Here is a 19,509-nt window from a genome sequence, read left to right on the forward strand (position 1 = left end):
AATGAAGAAATACAGTGGAATCATTATGGTTGGACTACTGGCATTACTCATTGGTCTGATTGTATCAGTACAGGTGAATACCACACAAGGTTCTGACCCAGGAGGTTTGATACCTCTTGCAAAAGCGCAAGGTTTGGAAGCGGAATTAAAAAAAGTACGAGCTGAAAAAGAAGCAGCAACACAGCGTCTGATTGAACTTGAGGGATTGATGGAGGACATTCAGAAGAAAAAGGCAGAAGAAGACAGCACCCTAAAGTCAATTTTAAATGAGCAGGAAAAGTATAAAATGGCAGCAGGACTGGTTGAAGTCAAGGGATCTGGTATCATCATCACATTGGATGATCCGGAGCCGGATGAATTCAGTGATGGTTATAGTTATCTTATGACCAATTATGAACTGTTGTTGAATCTAGTTAATAAGCTGAAAGATGCTGGAGCAGAGGCAATTTCTATTAATGGACAAAGAATCATTGCAACGACAGAAATCAGTTTGGCAGGTGACAATGTTAACATCAACACGATTCCAACGGCTCCACCTTATCAAATAAAAGCCATTGGAAATCCGGATACCATTGAAGCAACAATTACCATTCGATATGGTATCATAGAAAATTTGAAAAAGTCCGGTGTTCATGTTGATATCGTAAAGCAAGGAGAAATTAATATCCCTAGATATAATGGCATTTTAAAATTCCGCTATGCACAACCCATAGTGGAAGAAGAAAAGGAATAGGAGGTTGCTCCTATGAGTCGATTAGCAAAATTTTTAACAGTTTGTTTTTGTTTAGCGGTTGGTTTTTTTATCGCAACACAAATGCAAATTTCCAATGGACAAAAATTATATGTTTCTCCAAAATTATGGATGAATATCGGGTTGCGATTGAAAGTGAGAAACAGAGCATTCTTCAAATTGAAGAGCGAATTTTGGAAACAGAAAACAAATTGGAAGAATATAAAGAACTTGCTGCGGAGGATAAAGATACAGATTTATTTTCTGATATGCAAAATAAATTAGATGAATATAAATTGGTTAGTCATTCCACTGCGGTGAAAGGGGAAGGTGTTTCTATTTATCTGGATGATGCAACAAGAGCTTTAATGGAGGAAGAACCAGTCGGTAATGTTCTGGTACATGACAGTGATTTACTTACGATATTGAATGACCTTTATGGAGCCGGTGCGGAAGCTGTTTCTGTGAATGGGCATCGCATAGCAAATGGAAGTTCAATTTCCTGTTCTGGTTATACGGTACGCATCAATGGACAATTTGAAGCCCGACCGTTTCGAATCAAAGCGATTGGCGCTTCGGACCGCTTGGCATCTACATTATTAGGGCCAGATGGTTATGGAACATTGTTAAAAGACTATGGTTTAATTTTTAAACTTAACATGGAAGAAGAAGTGGAAATTCCGGCTTTTCCGGAAGAACACAGTTATCGGTATATGCTTATCAGGAAAGAAGGTGAAACCAATTGATTTTAGTAGCAATGACCATTGGCTTAATTGGCGGTCTGGTTTTGGGATTTGGGTTGGATATTACCTATCCGGCAGAATATTCTTTTTATATTACAATGGCCCTTTTAGCATCATTAGATTCAATTTTAGGGGCAGCACGTGCACAGTTTGAAGATAAATACAATGGCATTATCTTTTTTACAGGTTTTATTACGAATGCTATTTTGGCAGCAGCATTGACCTATTTAGGAGATTTGCTTGGTGTACCTCTTTACTATGCGGCTATTTTTGTATTTGGTGGAAGATTATTCAATAATTTAGCAGTGATTCGGCGTATTGTGGTGGAGAAATATGTCTTAAAAAAAGATACGAATCAAAGCAAGAAATAGGTGCATGGGCCTTAGTATTATGGTATAATTAATATTATTATGGTAACAGGAGGTTACTTTTTATGTTGCAGTTTGAAGTAAACGAAGATAAGAATGCCCAAATTAAAGTAATTGGAATTGGCGGCGGTGGAAGCAATGCGGTCAATCGTATGATAGATGCAGGTTTGAATGGAATCACTTTTATGGCGGTAAATACGGACAAGCAGGCGCTTGCCGGATCGAAAGCAGAGACAAAGATTCAAATCGGTGAAAAGCTGACGAGAGGACTTGGTGCAGGTGCCAACCCGGAAGTGGGACAAAAGGCTGCGGAAGAAAACATTGACGACCTTGAAAAATTCATTTCCGGTGCGGATATGGTATTTATTACGGCCGGCATGGGAGGCGGAACCGGAACCGGTGCAGCTCCAATTATAGCGAAAGCGGCGAAAGATCAGGGTATATTGACAGTAGGAGTTGTAACAAAGCCTTTTACTTTTGAAGGTAAGAAGCGTAGAGAACACGCAGAATTAGGAATAAAGTTTTTAAAGAAATATGTCGATTCTTTGGTCGTTGTACCAAATGATAAATTGCTTCAGGTGGCTGAGAAAAATACTACAATGATTCAGGCATTTGCGATGGCAGATGAAGTCTTGAAGCAAGGAGTACAAGGAATTTCTGACTTGATTGCTGAGGCAGGTTTGATTAACTTAGACTTTGCTGATGTAAAGACGGTTATGAGTGATCGTGGCATTGCACATATGGGCGTAGGTCGAGGAAGCGGTGATTCCAGAGTATCGGATGCCGTGAAGGACGCCATTGAAAGCCCGCTTCTTGAAACATCGATCAATGGAGCTAAGGCTATCTTACTTAATATAATGGGTGGCTACGACTTAGGAATGCTTGAAGTAAATGAAGCTGCCGATCAAATTGAAAAAGCAGCGGACAAGGATGCAATTGTAATCTTTGGTGCATCTGTTAAAGAAGATTTAAAGGATGAAATTATCATTACGGTAATCGCAACTGGCTTTGAGGATCGCAACGTTGACATTTTAACACCATCAAATAAAGATAAAACAGAGGCTAGAGAACACGAAGAGCATGAGTCAGAAACAGAGAATGCGCGGGATAGAAATGCACAATACCATGATTTATCCGATGATGATAGAGCGTTTCGAGAAAAATTAACAAATTCGTTTGCAATACCGTCTTTCTTAAATAAAGACAAAGGGAGCTTTTAGCAAAGTGTATCATCGAAGCCGGTAAATGAACCGGCTTCTTTTTCTGTATTATGCCATAAACAAATTTTCTGGATGAGGCAACCAAAATTATGATAAAAATCATTCAATCTGCAGACAATGCAATTTATAAAAGCACATTGGGTTTGCAGCAAAAAAAGCATAGAGAGATTTCTGGGCAGTATATGATTGAAGGTCCAAATCTTTTACGGGAAGCTTTGGAAAATAAAGCCGAATTGACTCGAGTCTTTTTGCGGGAAGAAATGAACAAGCAACAATCGGAGCTTTCGGATCTTTTCGAAGAGATTCAAAACCGAGACATTGACGTATTTTTTCTTTCACAGAAACTATTTGAAAAACTATGTGACACTAAGACGCCGCAAGGGATTATGGGAGTCGTAAAAAAACCACAATGCTCAGAAAAAAATTTTTTTCATCAAGCGCGACCAACCAGTAATGTATTAGTTTTAGATCGATTGCAGGATCCCGGGAATCTGGGAACAATATTAAGAACTGCTGATGCAGCTGGTTTTCAGGGAGTTATCTTATGCAAAGGAACGGGAGACATTTTTTCTCCAAAAGTAGTTCGTTCTGCAGCGGGAGCGTTATTTCGGTTACCGATTTTTTTTACGAACAGTGCAGAAGAAACGATTCGTTATCTTCGTAAATATAAAAAACGAATTCTTGCCACTACATTGCAAAACAGTCAGATCTACTATGAAACAGATCTTTGTGAAAACATTGGACTAATTATTGGAAACGAAGGGAATGGAATTTGTAAGGAATTCATTGATGGGGCAGATGTAACTATTCGAATTCCAATGATGGACAATGTAGAGTCCTTAAATGCTGCGGTTGCCGCAGGGATTTTAATGTATGAAGCGGTAAGACAAAAAGAACAACGATGAGAATAGTGAACAATGAAATGGAGGATAAATAGCATGCAAAATCAGCTTAAAGCCATATTGGAAGAAGCAAAAGAACAATTAGATAAAGCTTCCAGTTTGGGAGAAACGGAAGAACTTAGAATTAAATTTTTAGGTAAAAAAGGAAAGCTTACAGAAATTTTAAGAAGTATGAAATCTTTGAGTCCGGAAGAACGTAAGACTTTAGGTCAAACTGCTAACAGTACGAGAGGCCAGATTGAAGCAATACTAGAAGAAAAATTCGCGATGATGAAAGAATTACAAAAAGCTACGAAACTAAAAAGTGAGAAAATAGATGTTACGGAGCCGGGAAGTTTGATTCAGCTTGGTGTAAAACATCCAATTTCTATTACCATTGATGAGATCTCAAAAGTATTTATGAATATGGGATTTCGTATTATAGAAGGACCGGAAATTGAAACAGTTTTTAATAACTTTGATGCTTTAAATGCTGGGCCGAATCATCCTGCTAGAGATTTTACCGACACTTTTTATATTACTGAGGATGTATTGCTTCGAACTCAGACTTCGCCGGTACAAGTTCGTACTTTGATGAAGGACAATCCTCCGATTAAGGTGATTTCTCCGGGACGTTGTTTCCGCTGTGATACGCCGGATGCTACACATTCTCCGATGTTCCATCAAGTGGAAGGACTTGTGGTGGATGAAGGCATTTCGATGGCAGACCTAAAAGGTACACTGGATTCGTTTGCAAAACAAATGTTTGGATCAAATGCAAAAACAAAGTTCCGACCACATCATTTTCCATTTACTGAGCCGTCCGCAGAAATGGATGTTTCTTGCTTTAAATGTGGAGGTAAGGGCTGTAAAGTATGTAAAGGAAGTGGCTGGATTGAAATTTTAGGATGTGGTATGGTGCATCCAAATGTATTGGCAGTCGGGCATGTAGATACGGAAAAATACACGGGATTTGCATTTGGTATGGGTGTAGAAAGAATTGCCATGCTAAAGTACGGGGTGGATGACATCCGTTTGTTCTATGAAAATGACATGCGTTTCATTCAGCAATTCAAATAATAAAAACGGAGGGATAATATGTTAGTACCTATTCAATGGTTAAAAGAATATACAAACGTTGATGAAAATATAGATAAATTTTGTGATCGTATGATTATGTCAGGTTCCAACTTAGAAACAGTTGAAGTTTTTGGAGAGAACATTGAAAATGTTGTCATTGGAAAGATTTTGTCCATAGACAAACATCCAGATGCAGATAAGCTTGTCATTACGAAAATTGATGTTGCTGCAGAAGAACCGGTTCAAATTGTAACGGGAGCATCGAATATTGCAGTGGGTAATTATGTCCCTGTGGCATTGCATGGAAGTAAAATCCCTGGACCGCTTCATGGACAGCCAAAAAAACCGGAAGGTGTTACCATTAAAAAAGGAAAGCTTCGAGGGGTAGAATCCTTTGGCATGCTTTGCTCTGCTGGAGAACTAGGATTTGAAGACAAGGTGGTGCCGGTAACACACAAGGATGGTATTTGGATTTTAGAAAAAGAGTACCCTTTGGGAATGAGTATTGTAGAAGCTTTAAATCTAAAGGGTGAAGTGATAGATTTTGAAATCACACCAAACCGCCCGGATTGTTTATCCATGATTGGCATGGCAAGAGAAGCGGCTGCTACATTTGAAACTGAACTTTCTTATCCTGAAACTCGTTGTGAAGAAAAGGGAGAGGGAAAGTGTAAGGATTTTATTGAAGTAGAAATCAAAAGACCAGATCTATGTAAGCGTTACGTTGCAAAAGTGGTAACGAATATTAAGATTGAACAATCTCCTTGGTGGCTTCAGCAAAGATTGATTTATGCAGGCATGCGTCCGATTAATAATATTGTCGATATTACTAACTATGTAATGTTGGAATATGGACAGCCGCTACACGCATTTGATATTCGAAATGTCAAGGGCAGTAAGATTAGTGTGGATACTGCACAGGAGGGTGAAGTATTCACGACTTTGGATGGAACCGAACGTAAATTGACTAATAACATGCTGCTCATTAAGGATACTGAGAGAGCCGTTGCTATTGCCGGAGTTATGGGTGGTCAAAATTCGGAAATTCAAGAGGATACAGATACGATTTTAATTGAAGCTGCTAATTTTAATGCAGACAGTGTTAGAAGTACATCAAAAAAATTAACACTTCGTACCGAAGCATCTTCCAGATTTGAAAAGGGCATTGACCCAAATCTTGCAGAAGAAGCCTGCAATCGAGTATGTCGATTGATAGAACTTTTAAATGCAGGTACGGTTTTAAAGGGTTCCGTTGATGTATATCCAGAAAAAGCAGAAGCGGAATCGGTAAAGGTGAGAGTGGATCGAGTCAATCAAGTACTTGGAATTAATCTTTCCGCTAAGGAAATGATTGATATTTTCCATCGATTGGAAATGAAAACCATGCATCTTGGAAATACGATTACGGTAACACCGCCTACGGTACGTTTGGATTTGGAAACAGAGATTGACTTTGTCGAAGAAATTGGAAGAATTTACGGATATGATAAGATGCCTGTAACTTTACCTAGAGGAAATTCTGAGGCAGGTAAATCCGAAAAGCAACGTTTGCGAGATTTGTCAAAAGAAACAATGACTGCACTGGGAGCCAGTGAGGTTCAGACTTATTCTTTTGTAAGTCCAAAAGGTGTGGATTCTATTAAAATGGATGAAAACGCAGAAGGAAGAAAACTGATTAGACTATTAAATCCACTTGGAGAAGATACCAGCGTAATGCGTACTACGTTAATTCCTAATATGTTGGAAGTCTTAGCAAGAAATTATAGCAGAAACAACGAAAATGTAGCTGCCTTTGAAATCGGAACGACCTTCTTCAACAATCATCATGAAGGAGATCCGCTTCCGGAAGAGAAAGAATCCATGTGTGTTGCTGTTTATGGACCGAATAAAGATTTCTTTACATTAAAAGGTATGGTAACAGAATTTTTGAATAAATTAGGAATATACGAGTGTCGTTATATTCCGGAAGAAAAGATTGCAACCTTCCATCCAGGTCGTTGTGCAACTCTTGTGTATGATTGTGTGGAAATTGGAATCATAGGAGAAATTCACCCGGATGTTTTGGAAAAATATGGTATTGGAGCGAGGGCTATTTGTTGTGAACTAAACTTTGACCTTCTTGTAGAAAAAGCAAATACAGAGAAATTTTATCGCCCACTTCCAAAATATCCTGCTATGACTCGTGATCTTGCATTAACGGTGAACGAAGAAAACTGTGTTTGTGATATCGAATCGATTATCAAGGCTCATGGTGGAGAATTACTTGAAAAGGTAACGTTGTTTGATGTATATCGCGGAAAGCAGTTATTATCTGGGACAAAGAGTGTCGCGTTTACACTTACGTATCGTGCCGCTGATCGTACACTGACAGAAGAAGAAGTAACCAAGGTAAATGATAAAATATTGGTTGCATTAAAAGAAGGATGCCACGCGGTATTGCGTGAAATGTAACGGATAGAAAGGCGGACATTTTCTATGGAAGACAAAAATAAGGTGACTGTCAGAATTTATGGCCAGGAATATATCATTTCAGGCGATATGCCCAGAGAGCACATTATGAAAGTTGCGGATTATGTAGATCGTAAAATGAATGAAATTGCTGTCGCTCTACCTACCACTTCTACGTCATCCTTAGCTGTGCTTTCTGCTGTGAATGTTTCTGACGATTATTTTAGAGCGATGGAAGAAAACGAATCCTTAAAATTGAAAAATATTCAATTGGATAAAGATTCAAAGCATTATGTACAGCTTTGGGATGAAGCAAAAAAGAATTTTTTGCAATATAAAGAAGATGCCCAAAGCAGCATGGAGCATCGGGATCAATTGCAGAGACTATTTAATGAAAAAACAGTAGAGATTAGTCAGATTTCCGGAAAATTGAAAGCGTTACAGGAAGAATACGATGCTTTATGTCGAAAAAATGAAGCGTTGTTAGAACGTATGAAAGCACAAGAAGAAAATAAAATTTCCAACTCTTCGATTGTTAAGGAACTGGAAGCAAAATGCCGAGACGTAGAAAGCAGTTTTTTTGATCTTCAAATGGAAAACATCCAGTTAAAAGGAGAGTTGGACCGCTATAAAAAAATGATGGAGTAGTATACATGAACAAAAAGGCATATCGGGTGTTAGAATACAATAAAATCATAGAGAGATTGTGTACCCAGGCAGCTTCTTCGATGACAAAAAAAGTCCTCGAAGAGCTAAAGCCTTCTATTGATGTGTATCAAATTCAAGAGCAATTAACGGAAACCACGGAAGCGGTTTCCGTTATTATGCATAAAGGGGCACTTCCTTTAGGGAGTTTTTATGACATAAAGGATTCCATTTATTTTGCGCATAAGGGTGGAACTCTTACAATGAAGCAACTGTTAGAAATTCTATACAATTTGCAGGTTGCCAGGAATGCTGCCAGTTTCTTAAAGAGTGATTTACCCCCATTGCCGCACATTAATGGTTTGGCAGAAGTATTATTTATTGATAAACGCTTGGAAGATGAAATCGACCGCTGCATTTTATCGGAGGATGAAATGGCGGACAATGCGAGTTCGGAATTAAAGCGGATTCGAAGATCTATTTTAAGACAAAATGATGCAATTAAAGCAAAGATGAATAGTATCTTGAATTCATCCGAAAGTCGAACTCTCTTACAAGATGCGATTGTAACAATGCGTCAAGGCAGATATGTAATTCCTGTAAAGCAGGAGCATAAAAGTAAATTTTCCGGAATTGTTCATGATCAGTCGTCAACGGGGGCAACCTTATTTATTGAACCACAAGCGATTGTAAATTTAAATAATGAACTTCGGGAAATGGAATTGGCTGAAAAAAAGGAAATACAGCGTATTTTAGAAGAGTTTTCGGAAAAAATTGCACTGATTCATGAACAACTGTTAAATAATCAAAAACTTTTGGTTCAGCTGGATTTTATTTTTGCTAAAGGAAAATTATCAGTATTACAAAAAGCGTCAGAGCCTAAAATGAATACACAGGGTCATCTTAGAATAAAAAATGGCAGACATCCTCTAATTGATCCGAAAAAGGTAGTCCCGATTAACATTGCACTTGGAAAAGAGTATGATACATTAATTATTACAGGACCAAATACTGGAGGAAAAACCGTAACGTTAAAAACAGTAGGACTATTTGTTATGATGGCACAGTCTGGTTTACATGTTCCGGCTTCGGATGGAACGGAACTTCCGGTATTAGAACAGGTTTTTGCTGATATTGGAGATGAACAGAGTATCGAGCAAAGTTTAAGTACGTTCTCTTCTCATATGAACAACATTGTACAAATAGTACAAGAAAGCAGAGAAAATACGTTAGTTTTATTGGATGAGTTGGGAGCTGGTACGGATCCGACGGAAGGTGCAGCACTGGCGATTTCTATTTTAGAAAACATCTATGGAAAAGGTGCAAAGACGATTGCAACGACGCATTATACAGAGTTGAAAAAATATGCGCTCTCTTCCTATCGAGTGCAAAATGCATCAATGGAATTTAATGTAGAAACATTAAGTCCAACTTATCGCCTTTCAATTGGGGTACCGGGAAGATCTAATGCTTTTGAGATTTCAAAAAAATTAGGACTGCCTGATGTAGTTATTGATCATGCAAGAGGCCTTTTGGAGAAAGGTGATATTGAATTTGAAGAAGTAATAACGACCATTGAGAAAGATAAAATTACGGCAGAGGAAGAACGAGATGAAGCGATTGCCCTTCGTCTTGAAATGAAGCGTCAGAAAGAAGCGTTGGATCGTCAAGAACAGCGTTTTAAGGAACAAAAAGAAAAGATTCTTCAAAAAGCAAAAGAAGAAGCAAGAGAAATGGTTCGAGAAGCAAAGGAATTTTCGGATCAAGTACAGAAAGAATTACGAGAGTTAGAGAAGATACAAGATCCTTCTGAACGGAATCGCAGACAGGAACAAGCACGAAGTAAAATTCGCAGAGCGGGGAAAAGTATCGAGAACGCTATGAAATGCCTCAAAATGATAGCCCTGTGAGACCAGGTGATTTGAAGCTTGGAGATCGGGTACGCGTTCTTTCCTTGGACCAAAAGGGAAATGTACTCACGCTTCCGGATGACAAAGGTGATTTGCAGTTACAGGTAGGCCTTCTTAAAATGACAGTTAATCTAAAACAAATTTCTAAGATTCAGGAAAATGTTACAAAAAAAGAGAAGCAGAAAGCAAGATACGGTGCACTTTATCGAAGTAAGGCACAAGCCATTTCTATGAGCATGAATGTAATTGGAAAGAATTTAGATGATGCGTCTATGGAAGTTGACAAATATTTGGACGATGCTTATATGGCAGGACTGAAAGAGGTAACGATTATTCATGGAAGAGGAGCAGGAATCTTAAGAGATGGATTGTCTCAGCTTTTCCGACATCATAAGCATGTGGAAAAATACCGAAAGGGAGCGTACAATGAAGGTGGAGATGGAGTTACCATTGTCACCTTACGATAAGAGTTTCGGGGGAGGAATGAAATTGCATATTGTAAGTGCATGTCTATTGGGAAGCTGCTGCCGGTATAATGGAGGTAGCAATGAATCGATGGAAGTCAAAGAGTTTTTAAAAAATAAATCATATATAGCGGTTTGTCCGGAAGTTTTGGGAGGTTTAGAAACTCCGAGATCACCGGCAGAAATCATGGAAGGAAAGGTAATCAATAAAGAAGGTAAGGATGTAACCGAAGCCTTTCAAAAAGGGGCAGAGCTTGCTTATGAGGTTGCATTAAAGGAAGCGGACAAAAATGGGGAGTCGATAGAATCGGCTATCTTGAAAGCAAGAAGCCCATCATGTGGTTCCGGGAAAATCTATGACGGGACGTTTCAAGGAAAGTTGGTTTCTGGTAATGGTTTTTTTGTTCGGTTATTGAAGGAAAATGGGATTCACGTTATTTCAGAAGAAAGTTTGATGAAACGATAAGATAAAATTGCATGAAAAGCGAGGAGGATAAATATATGTTGAATATTAAGGCACAAATTGCAGAATGCTTAGCTCCACATGTAGAAGGACTAAGCAAAGAAGAAATTGAAAAAATGATAGAGATTCCATCCGATGCAAAGATGGGGGATTATGCTTTCCCATGTTTTCGATTGGCAAAAACTATGCGTAAAGCACCGGCAATGATTGCGTCAGGAATTCGTGAAAAGTTAGAAGGAAATCAACTTTTTTCAAAAATAGAATCGGTTAATGCTTATGTAAATTTATTTTTAAATCGTGAAACCTTTACCAAAGAATTGGTAACTTCGGTTGTAGATCAAAAAGAACGCTATGGTTCTTCCGATTTGGGAAAGGATCAGACGGTTATTGTTGAGTTTTCTTCTCCAAATATTGCGAAGCCATTCCATATTGGACACATTCGTAGTACGGTAATTGGAAATTCTATTTATAAGATTTATGATTTTCTTGGCTATGATACGGTACGTATCAATCATCTTGGAGACTATGGAACACAATTCGGCAAGATGATTGTAGCTTATCGCCACTGGGGAAACAAAGAGGATGTTATTAATGAACCAATTAAAACTTTACTTGGCTATTATGTAAAATTCCATGAAGAGATAGAAAAAAATCCTTCTTTGGATGATGAAGCACGTGCAACATTTACAAAGCTAGAGCAGGGAGCTAAGGAAGAGACTGAATTATGGCAGTGGTTCCGTGATGAAAGTTTAAAAGAATTTGAACGCGTATATAACATGCTTGGCATAGAATTTGATTCTTATGCAGGTGAAAGCTTCTACTCAGATAAGATGGGACGTGTTTTGGATGAATTAAAAGAGAAAAATCTTTTAAAGCAGTCCGAAGGTGCTCAAATTGTTGATTTAGAAGAATACAATTTATCTCCGGCTCTGATTACAAAGAGTGATGGTTCTACGTTGTATATTACGAGAGATATTGCTGCAGCGATTTATCGTAAAGAGCATTATAATTTTTATAAGAATCTATACATTGTTGCATCACAGCAAAATCTACATTTCCAGCAATGGTTTAAAGTTGTGGAATTAATGGGCTATGAATGGGCAAAGGATTGCGTACACATTCCATTCGGTCTCGTAAGCTTAGAGGAAGGAACGATGTCAACGAGACATGGACGTGTGGTATTCCTGGAAGAGGTACTAAACCGTGCAGTGGAACAAACAAAGCAGGTTATTCTTGAAAAGAATGTAAATACAGAAAATGTGGAAGAGACTGCGCAGCAGGTTGGAATTGGTGCTGTCATTTTCCAAGAGCTTTCCAACAGCAGAATCAAGGATTATGTATTTTCATGGGATAAAGTTCTTAATTTTGAAGGGGAAACAGGACCGTATGTTCAGTATACACATGCAAGAGCTGCCAGTGTTCTGCGAAATGCAAAAGAAGAAACTGAAAAGGCATTAGCAAACATTGATAACATTGATATGTCTTATATTTCCGGAGACAGTGCTTATCAGCTGGCTAAGTTAATCTATCGATTCCCGCAGGTAATTATCGATGCTGCGGATAAGTATGAACCTTCTGTGGTAACAAGACATGTAGTGGATATTGCACAAAGCTTCAATAAGTTCTATCATGATGAGCATATATTAGTAGACAATGAAGCTGAAAAACATGCCAAATTAGTTTTAACTTATGCGGCAAAGCAGACGATTAAAAATGGATTAGCATTGCTCGGCATGCAATCACCGGAAAAAATGTAATTCTTAAAAGAAGTAACGAAAAAAGGGGGAAAAGCAATGCGATATGAAGGAAGTGTATACCGCCCTCCCAGTGAGGCTTATAGCTTAATTATACAAGTTACAATTGGCTGTGCACACAATAAATGTACATTTTGCAGTATGTTTAAGGATAAACAATTTCGAATCCGAAAACCGGAGGAGGTTTTAGAGGATTTGGAAATGGCAAGAAGATATTATTCTCATGTAGAAAAGATTTTTCTTGCAGATGGAGATGCCCTTGTTTTGTCAAACAAAGCATTACTAACCATTTTAAATCGCATTCAAGAATTATTCCCAGAATGCAAGAGAGTTGGAATTTATGGCTCTCCTCAGGATGTTTTAAGAAAAAGGCCGGAAGAATTAAAAGAATTAAAGGAGCATGGCGTTGGAATCATTTACATTGGTGCAGAATCAGGGAGTGATCGCGTTCTTGCTGAGATACAAAAAGGTGCTACCCGAAGAGAATTGATTGATGCAGTCAGAAAAATTGAAGATTCCGGAATTGCTGCTTCTGTGACCTTTATTTCAGGTTTGGCAGGACAGAACAATTGGAAAGAGCATGCAATTGAAAGCGGCACGATGATTAGTGAAATGGAGCCATCCTATGTAAGTTTATTGACATTAATGCTGGATCCAATGGCACCGATTTATAAAGACGTTATGGATGGAACATTTCAATGCTTGACAAAAGAACAGGTAATGGATGAGGCAGAATTGCTTCTTGAAAACATTAAGGTGACAAAGCCTTGTGTCTTCCGAAGCAACCATGCATCCAATTATTTGTCTTTAAAAGGTGATTTGCCAAAAGATAAAGAGAAGATGCTAGATCAGATCCGTTTGGCAAAAAAGAACACAGAAATGTTAAAAGATGAGCGATTTCGTATGCTATAAACGGAGTAGATTATGAAGGTTTTATTAACAACTTTAAATTCCAAATACATTCATTCCAATTTGGCATTGAAGTATTTATACGTCGTTTCACAAGAAAAACAACCATCAATCACAATTAAGGAATTTACAATTAACAATGACGATGATTATATTTTTTCGGAATTGATACGTGAGGATTATGATATCATTTGCTTTTCTTGCTACATTTGGAATCGAGAACGGATTTTGTATCTTACAGAAAACGTAAAAAAAGCAAAGCCTCAAGTTCGTATCTTATTGGGAGGACCAGAGGTAAGCTTCGATCCTACCCAATTGATGATGGAAAATGAATCAATTGATTTTATTATATCCGGTGAGGGTGAAGAAATATTTCCGGTATTCTTGGATGAGATCGTGAAAGAAACACCTGATTTTTCAACAATTTTGGGATTAACATATCGATCCAATGATAAGGTTTTTGCAAATTCACCTGCACCACCGGTTCAATTTGAATTGGTACCGTTTCCATATCTGTTTCTTATGAATGAATCCGATAAGGTTTTGTATTACGAATCTTCTCGTGGCTGTCCATTTTCATGCAGCTATTGCTTATCCTCTTTGGAGAAAAGCATCCGGGCGCTGCCTATGGACCGCGTTAAGACCGATTTGAGTTACTTTATTTATAAGAAGGTAAAACAGGTTAAGTTTATTGATCGTACTTTTAATTATGATAAAGAACGATGTATTGAGATTCTTCGGTATCTGATGGAAACGGATAATGGCATCACAAATTTTCACTTTGAGTTATGTGGTGATTTGATCGATGATGCTTTATTGGAGCTTATGGAAATGTACGTCCCGGATTATTTCAATTTGAAATCGGAGTACAGAGCACAAATGAAAAAGCTTTAAAAAGCTGTAATCGAAACAGTAATTTTAGTAACCTGGCAAGGAATGTGAAACGATTGCGTGAGTTTGGAACGGTGCATTTGCATTTGGACTTGATTGCAGGATTGCCTTATGAAAATTATGATTCCTTCCGTACTTCGTTTAATGATGTATATTCATTAAACGCACATCAATTACAGCTTGGATTTCTGAAGCTTTTAAAAGGTACCGCCATTCGCTTTAATGCCAAAGAGCATGAATACATATATCGTAGTAAGGCACCTTATGAAGTGATTTCCAATCATTATCTGAGCGCAGCGAGTCTAGTTCAGCTTAAAATGATTGAGTCAGTACTTGATTTATATTTTAATCGGGGTGGGTTTGAAGACAGTCTTGAATTTGCTGTGAAGGAGTTTTCGGAATCACCGTTTGACTTTTATGAGGAATTTTCTCATTTTTATTACCTAAAAGGATATCAGCATCGATCTCATAAAAAGGAAGACTTATACCGTATTTTTTACTATTATGGACAATGGAAAGAAAAAACATTGCCTGGGACTGCAGAGAAATTAAAGAATTTACTGGAATGGGATATGCATAGAACCATGAATCCAGATGCAGTAAAGAAATTCAAGAAAAAAGGGTGGGAAGTGACTTTATGAAAAAAGAAACAACCTCGAAAAATACAGTGCCTAATTTTATAACACGAACCGATCATGTAGGACATTATTTCGAAGAGTATCTAAAGGATTTTGTGTTTGATGAATTCTCAGAAGCACATTTAAAGCGAGAGGGCATTCTCGATATCATGAAAGGGGTTCCCATTCCTCTCAGACATCAAGATGTCGTGGATTTTCACGGCAAAAAAGGCTTGTCATTGGTACACATTGCAGAAAATATGGCATGGATTATGGGCATAAATCCTCAGTTTCAGTATGTACCTCAGTATGTTGCATATCTAAAAAAATACTTTAATCATAAAATTGTGGATGCTTTGGTTAAAGAAGGCAGAGATCATGCAGAGGAAGGAAAGATGGATTCTGCGGTCATTCATTTTCGTGCCGCTTTGGTCATTTCACCGGACAATCTTCATGCAATGTACAGTTACGCTCGAGGATGTCGGGAGTTGTATGAGGAAGGTTCGGACCGAGAAGACTCGGAATACGTTGGTCGTTTTAAAGCAGAATCTATAGAGTATTTTGAATTAACAACTATAGTACATCCGGATTTTGCACAGTCCTATTATTTCTTAGGATATGCGTACTTAAATATGGGACTTTATATAAAAGCATCGTTGACATGGAAACAATTCTTGGAAAGAAGCAAGAATAAAGACGATAAAAAAGAAATACATGAGCGTTTGGAACAGCTTACGCAGCCAATTGAAATCGAAAAGGGCTGCAACCATGTATTAGCAGGCCGTTTTGCAGATGGTATTAAGGTATTAAAGCCGTTTACTGAAACGCAATATGAGACATGGTGGCCCTTGCATTATTATTTAGGTGTAGGGTTTTCCCACATCAATCAGGAGCAGGAGGCGATAGCCTCATTAAAACGTGCCTTGGAGTTAAACCCGTCTCACATTGAGAGCATGAAAGAATTAGCAGATATTTATGAGCAGCAAGGAGAAGAATCTCTTGCAGAAAAATATCGTAAAAAGATACAAGTAGTAATCAATTAATCGAATGCGCAGCATATTGAATTTGGTTACGGTATCTTAGAATAAAAGAAAGGAAGAGGAGAGGAAATGAAACAAAAACATCTAATGACAGGCAATGAAGCCGTTGCGCGGGGCGCTTATGAAGCAGGATTGAATTTTGCTTCCGCATATCCAGGAACACCCAGCACAGAGATTTTGGAGAATCTGGTATTATACAAAGATTCTTTATACTGTGAATGGGCTCCAAATGAAAAGGTAGCCTTAGAAGCTACGATTGGTGCTTCTATTGCAGGTGTTCGCTCTCTTGCTACCATGAAGCATGTGGGTGTCAATGTAGCGGCGGATCCTTTGTTTACTTTTGCATACACTGGTGTAGGCGGAGGTTGCATTTTGGTATCAGCAGATGACCCGGGAATGCATAGTTCACAAAATGAGCAAGACAATCGAAACTATGCAACAGCAGCAAGATTATTGATGCTAGAGCCTTCCAATAGTCAGGAAGCAAAGGATTTTACAAAGATTGGATTTGAGCTGTCTGAGAAATTTGATACGCCTGTGCTGCTTCGAATGACAACTCGTATATGTCACAGTAAGAGCGCAGTTACGTTCGAAGATCGTGTAGAAAAAACAGCGAAGCCTTATGAAAAGAATATTAAAAAATATGTTGCAACACCTGCAAACGGTAAAGTGATGCGTCGTAATTTGGTAGGACGTTTGGCTGCGATGGAAGAATACTCCAATAATACAGAACTCAACGTAGAGGAAATGAACGGAAGTGAAGTTGGAGTTATCAGTTCCGGCGTAGCATATCAGTATGCTAGAGAAGTATTTGGTGATGATGCTTCTTATTTAAAGCTTGGCATGACTTTCCCAATGCCAATGGAAAAGATTAAGGCTTTTGCAGCAAAAGTAAAAAAACTTTATATTGTAGAAGAAATGGATCCATATATGGAAAGACAGATTCGTGAAGCTGGTATTGAATGCATCGGAAAGGCAGTCATTCCGGAATACGATGAGTTGAATACCGATATTGTCAGAAAAGGTGTTTTTGGTACTGAGGCGCCTACTTTGAAATCGGATCTTGATGCAGTTGTTCGTCCGCCTGCAATGTGTGCAGGATGTCCGCATAGAGGCTTTTTCTATGCATTGAGCAAGAAAAAGAATGTGATGATTACCGGAGATATCGGTTGCTATACATTAGGTTCAGCTGCACCATTAAATGCAATGGATACTTGTATTTGTATGGGAGGAAGTATTAGTACGGGACACGGTGCTTCTAAAGCATTTGGGATCACCGGTGCAGATACAAAAGTTGTATCGGTAATTGGCGATTCAACATTCTTCCACTCCGGTGTCAATAGCTTGATGGATGTTGCTTACAATAAAGGAAACAATGTAACCGTTATTTTGGATAATCGAATTACCGGTATGACGGGCCACCAGCAAAATCCTGGAACAGGCTACACATTAATGGGTGATGCAACCGGTGAGGTGGATATTCCTTTACTTTGTCAGGCAATCGGTATTAAGAAAGAAAATATTTACATAGTAAATCCGTTAAAGCTGGATGAAGTAGACCATGCATTGGATGAGGCTCTAGGCAAAGATGAAGCTTGTGTCATCATTACAAAATGGCCATGTATCTTGAAGAAATTTTCCCAGCAGGATAAGAATGACTTTGACTTAAAACCAAAGAAATGCGTGATTGATCAAGACAAATGCAGAAAGTGCAAATTGTGTGCAAAAACAGGATGTCCTGCCATTTATGTAGGTGAAACCATCACAATTAATGCAGATTCTTGCACGGGTTGCGGAGTTTGCGTCCAAGTTTGTCCGTTTGATGCGATTTCGGAGGTGAAATAAATGAAAGAAGTAAAGAATATATTACTGGTTGGTGTCGGCGGCCAGGGAACGATTTTAGCCAGCAAAATTTTATCTATGGGTTTACTGGAAGCTGGTTATGATGTAAAGATGTCAGAAATTCACGGAATGTCTCAGAGAGGCGGAAATGTAAGTACGCAGATTCGTTTTGGAGAAAAGGTGTATTCTCCAATTATTGGAAAAGGCGAAGCGGATGTTATCGTTGCATTTGAAAAGATGGAAGCGCTGCGTTGGATTGAATATTTGAAGGAAGGCGGAAAGATGGTTATCAATGATTTTGAAATTCCATCTGTTCCAATTCTTATGGGTGCGGCAAAATACCCACAAGGTATTTTAGCGGATTTGACTGCAAAAGCGAATGTGTCCGTTTTTGAGGCATCCACCATTGCCGAACAAATTGGTAATAGTAAAACAATGAATATTGTTCTTTTAGGAGCACTTGTAAAAGCGATGAATATTCCAGGAATTGACTGGGAAGTAGTGATTCGTGCAAATGTAAAAAAAGGCTTCGAAGACATAAACATTAGAGCTTTCCAAGAAGGAATGAAGCAGGTTTAATACCTGCTTCCCTTTTTTAGCTAGTAGGAAATATCGTGTTCTTTTTCCTATTAGCTAAAAAAGGCAAGTATAGAGTGGTGAAGCCATTTTTTAAAACAATAGAAATTAAAGTGAGGAATTTATGTCACAAAATAAAGTAAAAACTACAGTCTATGTGGTACTTAGAGTATTAGTTATTGTGGTTATGATTGCACAAATATTTAATCATAATTGGAATAATGTATTTTTGTGTATCATGACATTGTTTCTTTTTATGATACCAACTTTTATTGATAAACGGCTTCACATAGAATTGCCGAATACACTGGAAATTATAATTTTAGTTTTTATTTTTGCAGCTGAAATTTTAGGGGAAATTCATGAGTATTATTTAATATTCCCTAGGTGGGATTCCATGCTGCATACAATGAATGGATTTTTATGTGCAGGCATTGGGTTTTCTTTAATTGATATTCTAAACCAAAGTGAACGCTTTTCCATTCGATTATCTCCAATTTTTGTGGCGTTGGTTTCCTTTTGTTTTTCTATGACGGTTGGAGTCTTATGGGAGTTTTTTGAATTTGCTATGGATTATTTTACATATTCGGATATGCAAAAAGATACCATATTGACTTCAATTTCTTCTGTATTGCTACATCCTGCTAACGAAAATATTCCAGTGACCATTCCGATTGAAAGCATAGTAGTTAACGGAGAAACTTGGAATTTTGGTGGTTATATTGACATCGGCTTGTATGACACCATGACTGACTTATTTGTTAACTTTATCGGCGCTGTTGGTTTTTGTATGATTGGTCTTTTGTATATCAAAGGTCGAGGAAATGGATCATTTGCGAAGAGATTTATCCCTCGTATAAAGAAAATAGCACCTGTTGAAAATGAGTTAGAAAAGAAAGAGGACGATGAGAAGGAAAACGTTGTATAG

General features: G+C 38.0%; 19 protein-coding genes. All 19 read left to right on the top strand.

Going from position 1 to position 19,509, the window contains the following annotated elements; all coding sequences use genetic code 11:
- Nucleotide 1 precedes the first annotated feature (1 nt).
- The 19 genes from I2490_RS14700 (at nucleotide 2) to I2490_RS14785 (ending at nucleotide 19,509) form a co-directional block, all read left to right on the top strand.
- On the top strand, nucleotides 2–733 hold the full coding sequence (locus I2490_RS14700) for a DUF881 domain-containing protein (RefSeq protein WP_206460522.1): 732 nt from the start codon (nucleotides 2–4) through the stop codon (nucleotides 731–733).
- A 125-nt stretch (nucleotides 734–858) separates the two neighbouring features.
- On the top strand, nucleotides 859–1,476 hold the full coding sequence (locus I2490_RS14705; RefSeq protein ID WP_206460523.1) for a DUF881 domain-containing protein: 618 nt from the start codon (nucleotides 859–861) through the stop codon (nucleotides 1,474–1,476).
- Nucleotides 1,473–1,844 (top strand): small basic family protein, encoded by a 372-nt coding sequence (locus I2490_RS14710; RefSeq protein WP_330634682.1) that lies wholly within the window; start codon nucleotides 1,473–1,475, stop codon nucleotides 1,842–1,844. The genes I2490_RS14705 and I2490_RS14710 overlap by 4 nt, the downstream gene beginning before the upstream one ends.
- Before the next feature lie 62 nt (nucleotides 1,845–1,906).
- The gene (gene ftsZ, locus I2490_RS14715; RefSeq protein ID WP_206460524.1) at nucleotides 1,907–3,061 is read left to right on the top strand and encodes a cell division protein FtsZ; all 1,155 of its coding nucleotides are present in this window, start codon (nucleotides 1,907–1,909) and stop codon (nucleotides 3,059–3,061) included.
- Between the two features lie 89 nt (nucleotides 3,062–3,150).
- Nucleotides 3,151–3,966: a TrmH family RNA methyltransferase gene (locus I2490_RS14720; protein WP_206460525.1), complete on the top strand. Its 816-nt coding sequence runs from the start codon at nucleotides 3,151–3,153 to the stop codon at nucleotides 3,964–3,966.
- A gap of 33 nt (nucleotides 3,967–3,999) precedes the next feature.
- A complete protein-coding gene (gene pheS / locus I2490_RS14725; RefSeq protein ID WP_206460526.1) occupies nucleotides 4,000–5,022 on the top strand; it encodes a phenylalanine--tRNA ligase subunit alpha in 1,023 nt (340 codons plus the stop codon).
- An 18-nt stretch (nucleotides 5,023–5,040) separates the two neighbouring features.
- Nucleotides 5,041–7,473 (top strand): phenylalanine--tRNA ligase subunit beta, encoded by a 2,433-nt coding sequence (gene pheT / locus I2490_RS14730; RefSeq protein ID WP_206460527.1) that lies wholly within the window; start codon nucleotides 5,041–5,043, stop codon nucleotides 7,471–7,473.
- 24 nt (nucleotides 7,474–7,497) lie between these two features.
- A complete protein-coding gene (gene zapA, locus I2490_RS14735) occupies nucleotides 7,498–8,118 on the top strand; it encodes a cell division protein ZapA (RefSeq protein WP_206460528.1) in 621 nt (206 codons plus the stop codon).
- 5 nt (nucleotides 8,119–8,123) lie between these two features.
- Entirely contained in the window at nucleotides 8,124–10,025 is a 1,902-nt protein-coding gene (locus I2490_RS14740; RefSeq protein WP_245157214.1) for an endonuclease MutS2, read from the top strand.
- A complete protein-coding gene (locus tag I2490_RS16750) occupies nucleotides 10,001–10,492 on the top strand; it encodes a Smr/MutS family protein (protein WP_245157215.1) in 492 nt (163 codons plus the stop codon). Before I2490_RS14740 ends, I2490_RS16750 begins: the two co-directional genes overlap by 25 nt.
- 16 nt (nucleotides 10,493–10,508) lie before the next feature.
- Nucleotides 10,509–10,955, top strand: coding sequence for a DUF523 domain-containing protein (locus I2490_RS14745; protein ID WP_206460529.1), 447 nt, complete (start codon nucleotides 10,509–10,511; stop codon nucleotides 10,953–10,955).
- Nucleotides 10,956–10,990: 35 nt separating this feature from the next.
- Nucleotides 10,991–12,709 carry an arginine--tRNA ligase gene (gene argS, locus I2490_RS14750; RefSeq protein ID WP_206460530.1) on the top strand — a complete coding sequence of 573 codons (1,719 nt, stop codon included), beginning with the start codon at nucleotides 10,991–10,993 and terminating at the stop codon, nucleotides 12,707–12,709.
- Between the two features lie 36 nt (nucleotides 12,710–12,745).
- Nucleotides 12,746–13,618 carry a radical SAM protein gene (locus tag I2490_RS14755; protein WP_206460531.1) on the top strand — a complete coding sequence of 291 codons (873 nt, stop codon included), beginning with the start codon at nucleotides 12,746–12,748 and terminating at the stop codon, nucleotides 13,616–13,618.
- Nucleotides 13,619–13,630: 12 nt separating this feature from the next.
- Nucleotides 13,631–14,509 carry a B12-binding domain-containing radical SAM protein gene (locus I2490_RS14760; protein WP_206460532.1) on the top strand — a complete coding sequence of 293 codons (879 nt, stop codon included), beginning with the start codon at nucleotides 13,631–13,633 and terminating at the stop codon, nucleotides 14,507–14,509.
- The gene (locus I2490_RS14765) at nucleotides 14,476–15,147 is read left to right on the top strand and encodes a DUF4080 domain-containing protein (RefSeq protein WP_330634692.1); all 672 of its coding nucleotides are present in this window, start codon (nucleotides 14,476–14,478) and stop codon (nucleotides 15,145–15,147) included. Before I2490_RS14760 ends, I2490_RS14765 begins: the two co-directional genes overlap by 34 nt.
- The gene (locus I2490_RS14770) at nucleotides 15,144–16,166 is read left to right on the top strand and encodes a tetratricopeptide repeat protein (protein ID WP_206460534.1); all 1,023 of its coding nucleotides are present in this window, start codon (nucleotides 15,144–15,146) and stop codon (nucleotides 16,164–16,166) included. The genes I2490_RS14765 and I2490_RS14770 overlap by 4 nt, the downstream gene beginning before the upstream one ends.
- A 66-nt stretch (nucleotides 16,167–16,232) precedes the next feature.
- Nucleotides 16,233–18,008, top strand: coding sequence for an indolepyruvate ferredoxin oxidoreductase subunit alpha (iorA, locus tag I2490_RS14775; RefSeq protein ID WP_206460535.1), 1,776 nt, complete (start codon nucleotides 16,233–16,235; stop codon nucleotides 18,006–18,008).
- Complete coding sequence (locus tag I2490_RS14780) at nucleotides 18,009–18,584, top strand: indolepyruvate oxidoreductase subunit beta (RefSeq protein WP_206460536.1); 576 nt, start codon at nucleotides 18,009–18,011, stop codon at nucleotides 18,582–18,584.
- Between the two features lie 121 nt (nucleotides 18,585–18,705).
- On the top strand, nucleotides 18,706–19,509 hold the full coding sequence (locus I2490_RS14785; protein ID WP_206460537.1) for a hypothetical protein: 804 nt from the start codon (nucleotides 18,706–18,708) through the stop codon (nucleotides 19,507–19,509).

The sequence above is a fragment of the Anaerovorax sp. IOR16 genome, assembly GCF_017168145.1.
Classification (GTDB): Bacteria; Bacillota; Clostridia; order Peptostreptococcales; family Anaerovoracaceae; genus IOR16.